This window comes from Phyllobacterium sp. (genome assembly GCF_037994425.1).
Lineage (GTDB): Bacteria > Pseudomonadota > Alphaproteobacteria > Rhizobiales > Rhizobiaceae > Phyllobacterium.
Genome location: NZ_JBBNAM010000153.1, coordinates 1 through 1,324, shown reverse-complemented (window position 1 = coordinate 1,324; position 1,324 = coordinate 1). Strand labels below are relative to the sequence as shown.

Genomic DNA, 1,324 nt, shown 5'->3' with positions numbered 1-1,324 from the left:
CAGTTTGCGCCCGGCCTGCCAAAAACCCGTTCCGGCAAGATCATGCGCCGCATCCTTCGCAAGATCGCCGAAGACGATTTCGACGCGCTTGGGGATACGTCAACGCTTGCCGATCCTACGGTAGTAGACGACATGATCGCCAACCGCCAGAACAAAAAGAACCTGAATGCGTAGAAGGTGAAGTGGAAAACCACCGTGAAATGGACAGCGGATGGTCAGTGTCGGCAATGTCGACACCGGCAACTCGGCCTGTAAAACATCAGAAGTGGCGTTATCTCGAAATCAATGTCTCGCATGGAGTAGTTGCGTTGCGATTTGCCTCGGCAGGGTGCCAGACTATCACCAGCGCAACGGATTCATGCGCAACAGATCAAAAGAGATCAATAGCTATGCGCTTGAGTTTCAGTCGCCATCGCCTCGGTCATCATCATCATCATCGTCGTCATCGGCGAATCTCGAAGGATCGACGACCGGGACGAGGAAGATACGCCAGTCCTCGCGATCACCGGGTTCGTCCGACCGGCCGACCATCGCGCGGCTAGCATGCCAGGTTTCAGCCTCCTCCGGGAGAGCTCCGCGCACACTGATCTCCGCGACACCGTCCCAGAGGGATCGGCCTTGGTTTTGCAACACATGCAGGTCCCTCCGTAACGCCCTGTCCGACAGGCGTGCTACGGCCTCATCCTGATTTGCTGCATCAAAAGCAACAATTCCTCGTCCTGAAATTTCGGCAACGTATACGGTCATTTTTTTGATCCTTTCAGGTCTGCGTTAATTGGGTTCCAAAGCCCGCACTCGCGTTTCGACGAAAGACAAGTTCATCCACTCGAATTTCCGGCAAGAACGTAGTTCCAAGTACCTGCGTTACGTGGCCGCCACAGCGCCGTGCAATAACGGTTTTCGCTTGGTCGTTACGCTAGCCCAATCTCAATGATCCACTTGCCGACAGCGCAGTGTGGTCATCTTTGGGAACCCCGCGATGCATCCCTCAAGGTGGCATTTGAGGGTCTGCCTCTATGTTCGTCAGAGTTAGCGACGATTGCCGGACTTGCAGCGACGAGCCTCTAGTTGCGCCCGGCAGCTCAGCTTTCACCCTCCACCAATTTCAATTTCGCTTCAGCAGCCCTCTTGCGTGCTAAGGCGTCACTTGTGGCTGCTGCTAAGGCCCCCGACGAATGTTCCTCGCCTCCCGCGACATGCACCGTTGGTGAGGCAAACCCGATGCCATTTTGGGCGAAGGCTTCGCGGATCATTACGTAGGCGCGCCGTCGGATCGTGGACTGGAAGCCCGGTTTCGTCATCATTTTAAAGCTCAGCTTAATGC

At 55.5% G+C, this 1,324-nt stretch carries 2 protein-coding genes; both read right to left on the bottom strand.

The genetic code is table 11. From position 1 onward, the window contains the following. Window positions 1-402: 402 nt before the first annotated feature. On the bottom strand, window positions 403-747 hold the full coding sequence (locus AAAB35_RS10910; RefSeq protein ID WP_340668301.1) for a hypothetical protein: 345 nt from the start codon (window positions 745-747) through the stop codon (window positions 403-405). A 335-nt stretch (window positions 748-1,082) separates the two neighbouring features. Next, window positions 1,083-1,324 (bottom strand): mechanosensitive ion channel family protein (locus tag AAAB35_RS10905; RefSeq protein ID WP_340668300.1); only part of this gene is annotated, 242 nt, incomplete at its 5' end.

What these genes read in the sequence shown, in the direction of transcription:
- AAAB35_RS10910 (WP_340668301.1), bottom strand. Translation starts at nt 747, where the DNA reads ATGACCGTATACGTTGCCGAAATTTCAGGACGAGGAATTGTTGCTTTT.